General features: G+C 30.8%; 11 protein-coding genes. All 11 read left to right on the plus strand.

From position 1 onward, the window contains the following. The first annotated feature begins 56 nt into the window (after positions 1 to 56). Positions 57 to 797, plus strand: coding sequence for an ABC transporter ATP-binding protein (locus JNO63_RS02865; RefSeq protein WP_203126977.1), 741 nt, complete (start codon positions 57 to 59; stop codon positions 795 to 797). After that, positions 790 to 2,316: an ABC transporter permease/substrate-binding protein gene (locus tag JNO63_RS02870; RefSeq protein ID WP_203126978.1), complete on the plus strand. Its 1,527-nt coding sequence runs from the start codon at positions 790 to 792 to the stop codon at positions 2,314 to 2,316. Before JNO63_RS02865 ends, JNO63_RS02870 begins: the two co-directional genes overlap by 8 nt. 109 nt (positions 2,317 to 2,425) lie before the next feature. Beyond that, positions 2,426 to 3,793 carry a pyridoxal phosphate-dependent decarboxylase family protein gene (locus JNO63_RS02875; RefSeq protein WP_203126979.1) on the plus strand — a complete coding sequence of 456 codons (1,368 nt, stop codon included), beginning with the start codon at positions 2,426 to 2,428 and terminating at the stop codon, positions 3,791 to 3,793. A gap of 58 nt (positions 3,794 to 3,851) precedes the next feature. Next, a complete protein-coding gene (locus JNO63_RS02880; protein WP_203126980.1) occupies positions 3,852 to 4,910 on the plus strand; it encodes an enoyl-CoA hydratase/isomerase family protein in 1,059 nt (352 codons plus the stop codon). A 55-nt stretch (positions 4,911 to 4,965) separates the two neighbouring features. Beyond that, entirely contained in the window at positions 4,966 to 6,180 is a 1,215-nt protein-coding gene (locus JNO63_RS02885; protein WP_203126981.1) for an NAD(P)/FAD-dependent oxidoreductase, read from the plus strand. Between the two features lie 2 nt (positions 6,181 to 6,182). After that, complete coding sequence (locus JNO63_RS02890) at positions 6,183 to 6,599, plus strand: DUF1801 domain-containing protein (RefSeq protein ID WP_203126982.1); 417 nt, start codon at positions 6,183 to 6,185, stop codon at positions 6,597 to 6,599. Beyond that, on the plus strand, positions 6,592 to 7,011 hold the full coding sequence (locus JNO63_RS02895; protein ID WP_203126983.1) for a hypothetical protein: 420 nt from the start codon (positions 6,592 to 6,594) through the stop codon (positions 7,009 to 7,011). Before JNO63_RS02890 ends, JNO63_RS02895 begins: the two co-directional genes overlap by 8 nt. 24 nt (positions 7,012 to 7,035) lie before the next feature. Continuing rightward, positions 7,036 to 7,263, plus strand: a complete 228-nt coding sequence (locus JNO63_RS08635; RefSeq protein ID WP_203126984.1) for a YdeI/OmpD-associated family protein — start codon at positions 7,036 to 7,038, stop codon at positions 7,261 to 7,263. Beyond that, complete coding sequence (gene aac(6') / locus JNO63_RS02905) at positions 7,260 to 7,694, plus strand: aminoglycoside 6'-N-acetyltransferase (protein ID WP_203126985.1); 435 nt, start codon at positions 7,260 to 7,262, stop codon at positions 7,692 to 7,694. Before JNO63_RS08635 ends, aac(6') begins: the two co-directional genes overlap by 4 nt. Positions 7,695 to 7,709: 15 nt before the next feature. Then, entirely contained in the window at positions 7,710 to 7,874 is a 165-nt protein-coding gene (locus JNO63_RS02910) for a hypothetical protein (protein WP_203126986.1), read from the plus strand. Positions 7,875 to 7,951: 77 nt separating this feature from the next. Continuing rightward, the coding region (locus tag JNO63_RS02915; RefSeq protein WP_203126987.1) for a TetR/AcrR family transcriptional regulator at positions 7,952 to 8,308 on the plus strand (357 nt) is incomplete at its 3' end.

Below are 8,308 nucleotides of genomic sequence, written 5' to 3' on the forward strand. Positions count from 1 at the left end.
AAATCTTAAAAGTCTTTTTTGATTAGTTATTTTAAGAAAGTGTGAAAGGATAAATAATGATTAAATATCAAAACGTATCTATGTCTTATCCGGATAGTGGTAAGGTCTTAGATGATTTAAATTTTGAGATAAAAAAGGGAGAATTTTTTGTAATAGTTGGTCCCAGTGGAAGTGGGAAGACTACTACACTAAAACTTATAAATAGATTAATAGAGCAAAGTAAGGGAGATATTTTCTTTAATAATAAAAAAATAAAAGATTATCCCTTAAGAGACTTAAGGTTGAGTATGGGTTATGTTTTGCAACAAATTGCACTATTTCCAAATATGACAGTAGCAGAAAATATCGCCCTTATTCCTGAAATGAAGAAAATGGATAAGAAAACTATTACTGAAACTACAGATAAACTTTTAAATGAAGTTGGCATGGATCCAAAAATTTATCGAAATAGATTGCCAAAAGATTTATCAGGTGGTGAAAAACAAAGAATAGGTATTTTAAGAGCTATTGCAGCAAATCCAGATGTTCTTTTAATGGATGAACCATTCTCTGCCTTAGATCCAATTAGTAAGTCCCAACTGCAAGATTTAATCACAAAAATCCACAAGGCTTATAAAATCACCACGGTTTTTGTAACTCACGATATGAATGAAGCTATCAAATTAGCAGATAGGATTTGTATTATGAAATATGGGAAAATTGTACAAATTGGTTCGCCAGAGCAAATTATAAATAACCCAGCTAATAATTTTGTTAGCCAGTTTTTTGAAAATGAAAGTGAGCTCATCCATGAATAATTTAATAACAACTTTTATCGAAAGAAAATCTGACTGGATAGGAGCCTTGTTTGAACATATAGAAATATCTTTAATTTCTTTAATTATAGCTATTTTAATAGCAATTCCTCTTGCTATAGCTTTATCAAATAAAAAAAGAGCAAATGAAGCAATACTACAAGTAACGGGTATTTTTCAAACTATACCATCACTTGCCTTACTTGGATTATTTATTCCATTAATGGGTATAGGAAAAATTCCTGCCATTACAGCCCTTGTAATTTATGCATTATTTCCAATCTATCAAGCTACTGTAACAGGTTTATCCGAAATAGACCCATCTTTAGAAGAAGCTGCAACTGCTTTTGGTATGACAAAGTGGGAAAAATTAAAGAAATTTAAACTAAGTTTGGCAATGCCAATCATTATGTCCGGTGTAAGAACATCTGCCATAATGATTATAGGAACTGCAACTTTGGCGGCTTTGGTAGGCGCTGGAGGACTTGGAACATTTATTTTGCTAGGAATTGATAGAAATAATTCTTCATTGATCCTAATTGGAGCGATTTCTTCAGCGATTTTGGCAATATTATTTGGAGTTTTGATTAAATTATTACAAAATAAAAAACCAAAAACGATACTTATAACTCTTATAATAGCAAGTCTTGTCACACTTTTAAGCTTAACTCCTTTTGGAGGAAAAAGTTCTAAAAAATTAGTTGCAGCCGGAAAGCTTGGAGCTGAACCAGAAATACTTATAAATATGTATAAGGAATTAATCGAAGAAAATTCTGACATAAAAGTGGAATTAAAGCCGAATTTTGGGAAAACTAGCTTCTTATATGAAGCTTTAAAATCTGGAAGTATAGACATTTACCCAGAATTTACAGGTACGATTACAAGTTCACTTTTAAAAAATGATATTGGTAAAATTTCTAATGACCCTAACGAGGTCTATAAGATAGCTAGGGATAAAATTTATGAGCAAGATAATTTAGCTTTACTATCGCCAAGTAAATTTCAAAACACTTATGCACTAGCAGTAAGGGAAGATTTTGCAAATGAAAATGATATTAAAAAAGTTTCCGATTTAAAAAATGTAGAGAATAATGCTATCGCTGGCTTTACTTTAGAATTTAATGATAGAGAAGATGGTAATCGTGGATTAAAATACTTATATAATTTAGACTTGGATGTAAAAACTATGGAACCTGCTCTAAGATATACGGCAATTTCAAATGGCTCTATAGATATAACTGATGTTTATTCTACAGATAGTCAAATTATTACAAACAAACTAAGAGTTTTAGAAGATGATAAAAAACTATTTCCACCTTACCAAGCTGCACCTTTATTAAGAAGTGAAACTTTAAAAAAATATCCAGAGCTTGAAGAAATACTGGCAAAACTAGCTGGAAAAATAACAAATGATCAGATGACTGAAATGAATTATATGGTAGATGTGGAAGGCAAGGCAGCTAGTGAAGTTGCTAGAGAATTTTTGATAAAAGAAAAGTTAATAGAAAAAAATAATAACTAAAATAATCACTTTAACGTTGCAAAGCGTGTACTTGCGAGGATTTTAAATTTCTTGTATCTTATTTTATAGAGGGAGAATAAGTAGAAAATTTATTTTGTTGAGGTGAATTATGGATAATAAATTTTGGACACATGAAAATGAAGCAGTTGAACTTAGCTTAGAATGGGCAAAAGAGAGAACTGTATCTGGTTCCGATCCAAAAACAACTGCCCTTACTGCAAATGAATTAAGAGAAAAAGTTGGCCAAACTATTACCGAAGATGGTATTGGACCAAAACAAGCCTTAGAAATTTTTGAAATATTAAATAGGGCGACTCGTTCAGCCGATGATCCTATGAATTTTGCATATATACCATCTGCACCTACAAAAGCGGCAGTTGCCTTTGATGAAGTGGTATCAGCTGCAAATGTATTCGGAGGTATCTGGGAATGCGGTGCTGGTGCAATTTTTGCAGAAAATCAAGTAGTAGATTGGCTAAAAGAAAATCTATCTTGGCCTAAAGAAGCTGTTGGTACTTTTGTATCTGGTGGAACACATGGAAATCTTTCTGCCCTAGCATGCGCTAGAGACCATGCTAAAAATCTTTGGAAAGAAAAAGGAAAATATGTAAATGGCAGACCAAGTGATGGTTATAAGTTAATTATTTCAAAAGATACACATTCATCAGTAAAAACAATAGCAAAAGTTTTGGACGTAGATGTTATTACTGCTGAGACTGATGAAAATGGCAGGATGACAGGGCAAAGTGTAGAAAAACTTATAAAAGAAAATGAAGGTGTTTTTGCAGTTGTTGCGACTACCGGTACAACAAATACTGGCTCTATCGACCATATAGAATCTATCTCTGAAGTTTGCAAAAAATATGATATATGGCTTCATATAGACGGTGCTTATGGTGGGGCTGGAATTTTAGCTCCAAGTGTAAGAGAATTATATAAGGGAATAGAAAATGCAGATTCATTTATAGTTGACCCTCACAAATGGCTATTTGCTCCGTATGATTGCTGTTGCTTAGTGTATAGGAATCCCAAAAATGTATATCAGACATTTTCTCAACGTGCAGAATATTTGGAAGGAGTTGACCACAGTCAATCAAATCCAACAGATATGGCAATTCACTTATCTAGAAGGACAAGAGGACTGCCATTATGGTATTCACTAGTTACTTATGGTAGCAAAAAATATAGTGAAGCAGTTGAACTTTGTATAACCAATGCAAAAAAATGTGCCGAAGCCATAAAAAATACTGCCCACTTAGAATTAGTTATGGAACCAACATTATCAATAGTGGTCTTTAAAAGAAAAGGCTGGCAAAAAGAAGATTATGAAGCATGGTCAAGAGATTTGGCACTAAGAGGAAAACTTCTTTGTTTACCATCTAGCATTGACGGGGAAACTATACTAAGACTTGCATTTTTAAATCCAAATACAGATATAGAAAAAGCTATAAATATAATAGTAGAAACTACAAAATAAATGTTTAAAAACTTCACTTACTTTATACTTACAAGTGAAGTTTTTTAGTGGAGTTATTATGATAGAAAATAAAGTAATAGAAAAAGTTGGGATTATATATTTAAATAGGCCAGATAAGATTAATGCATTAAATCTATCTATGGTCGATCAAATATACTATATCTTAAAAAGTTGGGAATCAGATAAAAATATAAATGTTGTTTTGTTTGATAGTTTATCTAGTAAAGGATTTTCTGCTGGAGGAGATTTAAAAGAAATATATTATGATTATCTTATAAATGATAATTGCAAAGATAAGGACTTATTATTTAAAAAAGAATACGATTTGGATAAGTATATTAAATCTTACAGCAAACCCATCATCAGTCATTGGCATGGAATAGTTATGGGTGGAGGTGTAGGCCTTAGTATAAATTCTGATTTGATAGTATGCGAAAAAACTACAAACTGGGCCATGCCTGAGACAAGTCTTGGTTTTGTGCCTGATGTAGGAGTTCAAAAATATATTTCAAACTTGCCCCAAGCTTTAGGTCAGTATATTGGGTTATGTGGTGTAAGCCTAAATTCATATGACCTAATAAAATATGATTTAGCAGATATAGAACTTAGCCAAATAGCTTATGAAAAATTTTTAAAGACTCTATATAAACTTTCAAATACATATGCAGGTGAAGATTTAATAAATCAACTTAAAAATCAATTAGAGAAAACAAATAATATTTTGAAAGATAGTTATATACAAAATAACATGGAAAAAATAGAAAAATATTTTTCCTTATCTAGCATGGAAGAAATCTTTAATAAATTAAACTCTAATTTGAATGATGAATTTGCTAGAAAAACTTATGAAAATCTATCTTATAAAGATCCTTTTATATTAACTCTTCAGTTTGAAAAGTATTTTGTGTGCAAAAAATTAACTTATGAGCAAACTATCGATTTAGATTTAAAAATTGTCCAATATGCCATAACAACAAAATCTATTAATGAAGGCATAAGATCGAAAATAATTGATAAGGATAATCATCCAAATTGGCCAGTACAAAACTTTAATCAAATCAATGAAACAGATATTAAGAATTTATTAGACATCAAAAAATTATACAAAGATATATAAAATTACAATATCTTGTGGGTAAAAATAATAATATTATAAAATTAAAAGAGGAAATATGAAATTACATACAGGAAAATTATATTGGCCAGCTAACACTGAGGCTGTTTGTTTAAACATAAATAACAACATCACTGATAATTCCGATGTACTTGTCGTGGGATCAGGGATGTCAGGAGCCTTGGCAGCCTATGAACTATCTAAAAATGGTCACAAGGTCACACTTATAGAACAAAATAGGATTGCATCGGGTTCAACATCCGCAAATACTGGTCTTATCCAATACATGTCAGACCAAGGAGTAAAGTCATTTGCTAAGCAAATAGGAACTAAAAAAGCAGTTAAGTTTTATAACCAGTCTAAGGAAGCGGTTGCTGATCTAATAAAAATTGAAAAACAATTAGTTGATCTTGACCAAGAAACTTTTAAGAAAAGTGATAGTCTAATACTTGCTACCGATAAGAAAAAAATCAAAGATGTAAAAGATGAAAGCACTATGCAAAAAGAAATAGGTTATGATGTAGAGTACTTAAATGAAAAAGAGTTAGAAGAGCTTAATATAAATGCATACGGCGCTCTTAAATGTGGTCCGGATATAAATTTAAATCCTTACGCCTTTGTGCTTAGATTGTTAAAAACTGCATCAGAAAAATATAATCTTGATATAGTAGAAGGTGTAAGATTTATAGAAGCCATAAAAGAAAATTGTGAAAATATTGTAAGCTTAGAGATAGCAGGTGAGAAATTAGAAAAATCTTACAAAAAAATTGTAATAGCAACTGGATACAACCCACCAGTTCAATTAAAAAAAAGCTTAAAGAATGTAGAAATTTATAAAACCTATGTAGCTGTAAGCCAAGTTATTGACATATCTGATCGAGAAGATTATCTAACTTGGGAAGTTAAAGATGCCTATACTTATTTTAAGAAAACTTTTGATAGCAGACTTATGATAGGTGGTTTTGATGAAAAGGGCGATAAATTAAAAGAAAAAGATGCAATAAAATATGAAAAAGATTTGATAAAGGGTGCAAACTTGATGTTTGTAGATAAAAAAGATATGACTTCCGAATATAACTACGCTGCTCTTTTTGGCATTAGCAAAGACAATTTGCCATACATGGGAGTAGATCCTGATAATAAGGACATATTTGTAGTTTGTGGAGTTGGAGGAAATGGTACAGTTTATTCTAAAATTGCATCTACTATGATTAGTAAATGGATAAATGGTGAAAGTCTTGATGATTATGAAACCTATAGATTGGCTAGGTAGAAATGGGAAAATTTGAACCAAAAGGCCAGAAAGTCGAAGATATTATAAATAACTTAGCTTCAAATCGTAAAATTGAGGATGCTAATATACTAGTTGATTTATATAAAAGACTTAGTGGATATAAGCCAGTTGTTTGGTATCCGGGCATCATTGGATTTGGAGAATATACCTATGAAACTGAGTCGGGAATAAAGGGTCAGTCTCCAATTATTGCCTTTGCCCCTAGGAAAAATAAAATTTCTTTATATATTGATAGGAATTTACAAGATAGGGAGAACTTGCTTAAAAAACTAGGCAAACATACACAAGGCGCAAGCTGCGTTTATGTAAATAGGCTTCAAGATATAAATTTAGAAGTATTAGAAGAAATTTTAATAAAATCAATGAGAAAGATTGAAAAGAGAGAAAACAATGGATGAGACTTTAAAAAAGAAATTAAAGTTGGATAAATTTGAGAACATCGCTTTAGTAAAAAATTCAAAAGAAAAACAAACAGCTTTTGAAGGATTTGATTTTAAAAATAAAAATGACGGATTATTGGATTTGGCTATAGCCTATGTCTATTCATTAGAAGAAATGAAGGAAATTTTAGAATCTTTATGGAAAAATAAAAATGTAAAAGAAAATGGATTGATTTACCTGGTATATCCAAAAAATAAAAATAAGTTAGGACATGATTCCATTCACCGAGATGATATTTTCCCCTTTTTAGATGTAAATGAAGATGACGGATATGTAAAAGGCACTCAGTTTAAATTTAATAAAATGTTAGCCTTAGATGAAAACTACACCTTGATAGGTTTAAAACATCTACCCAAAAAAGATTTTTAAAAATCTCAAAAACCATCTGCTAGGGTGGATGACTATATTGAAAATATAAGAGATATAGAAGAATTTTTAAAGAATTATCCTAAACAATATGATTTTTACCAGTGTCTAACTCCAGGCTATAAAAAAGGTTGGGCAAGATATGTTTATTCAGCCAAAACTCAAAAAACTATAGATAAACGACTAAATGAAATGGTAGAAATTATGAAAGAAGGTTATAAATCTAAAGAATTATATAGACAGGCTATCAAATGATAAGACAAGCTAGCAAAGAAGATGCAGGAATATTAGCTAAAATGGCTGTAAAAATTTGGGATAATAATTCAGCTGACGATTTAGTCAGAGAATTTTGTGAAATGACAGATGACCCTAATAGTATTTGTTTTATAAAGTATAGCGATAATCTACCAGTAGCTTTTGCAAATGCTAGTTTGAGATATGATTACGTAGAAGGTACAGAATCCACCCCAGTGGGATATTTAGAGGGCATATTTGTAGAAAAAGGATATCGTAAACAAAATATTGCTAGAGAACTAGTAAAAACTTGTGAAAGTTGGGCAAAAGATATGGGTTGCAAAGAATTTGCAAGTGATTGTGAATTGACAAATTTAGATAGCCTAGCCTTTCATCTGGCTATTGGATTTAGTGAAGCCAATAGAATAATTTGTTTTAAAAAAAATATATAAATCAAGGAGGATTTTATGGATAGCAAAATGGGGACTTGGGTAGGCTTGGGCCTAGCACTTGGTGCAGCAATTGGTTCAGCTAGAGGAAATGTGCCAGTAGGTATTGGAGTTGGACTTATCTTAGGAGTGGTTGGAGGTCTAGTGAGTTCCAAACAAGAAGATAAAAATAAAAAGGCATAGGCCTTTTTTTAATTTGACAAATGACACCGTGTCATCTATAATAAAAAAGTGACACAGTGTCATGATTGGAGGATAATTTGCCTAAAGATACTTTTTATAATCTAGACCAGGAAAAAAAGCAAAAAGTTACTAAAGTATTACTTGAGGAGTTTTCTCATAAACCATTTTCTGAAGTAAATGTAAAATCAATAGTTGAGAAAATTGGCATAGCTCGTGGTAGTTTTTATCAATATTTTGAAGATCTTGAGGATAGTTATTTTTATATACTAGATAAAAATACTCGAGATATACATTTGCTTTTTATGGCAACTTTGAAAAATAATAAGGGTGATATTTATAAATCTTTGAATGAATTTGGAGAAAATATTGCTGAAATAATTTTTGATAAAGATGTTTATAATTTATATAAAAACAGGTTTTTATATTGGGATGAG

Source organism: Anaerococcus sp. mt242, assembly GCF_016798225.1.
Lineage (GTDB): Bacteria > Bacillota > Clostridia > Tissierellales > Peptoniphilaceae > Anaerococcus.

What these genes read in the sequence shown, in the direction of transcription:
- JNO63_RS02895 (WP_203126983.1), top strand. Translation starts at nt 6,592, where the DNA reads ATGGATGAGACTTTAAAAAAGAAATTAAAGTTGGATAAATTTGAGAAC.
- JNO63_RS02875 (WP_203126979.1), top strand. Translation starts at nt 2,426, where the DNA reads ATGGATAATAAATTTTGGACACATGAAAATGAAGCAGTTGAACTTAGC.
- JNO63_RS02880 (WP_203126980.1), top strand. Translation starts at nt 3,852, where the DNA reads ATGATAGAAAATAAAGTAATAGAAAAAGTTGGGATTATATATTTAAAT.
- JNO63_RS02910 (WP_203126986.1), top strand. Translation starts at nt 7,710, where the DNA reads ATGGATAGCAAAATGGGGACTTGGGTAGGCTTGGGCCTAGCACTTGGT.
- JNO63_RS02865 (WP_203126977.1), top strand. Translation starts at nt 57, where the DNA reads ATGATTAAATATCAAAACGTATCTATGTCTTATCCGGATAGTGGTAAG.
- JNO63_RS02870 (WP_203126978.1), top strand. Translation starts at nt 790, where the DNA reads ATGAATAATTTAATAACAACTTTTATCGAAAGAAAATCTGACTGGATA.
- JNO63_RS02885 (WP_203126981.1), top strand. Translation starts at nt 4,966, where the DNA reads ATGAAATTACATACAGGAAAATTATATTGGCCAGCTAACACTGAGGCT.
- JNO63_RS02890 (WP_203126982.1), top strand. Translation starts at nt 6,183, where the DNA reads ATGGGAAAATTTGAACCAAAAGGCCAGAAAGTCGAAGATATTATAAAT.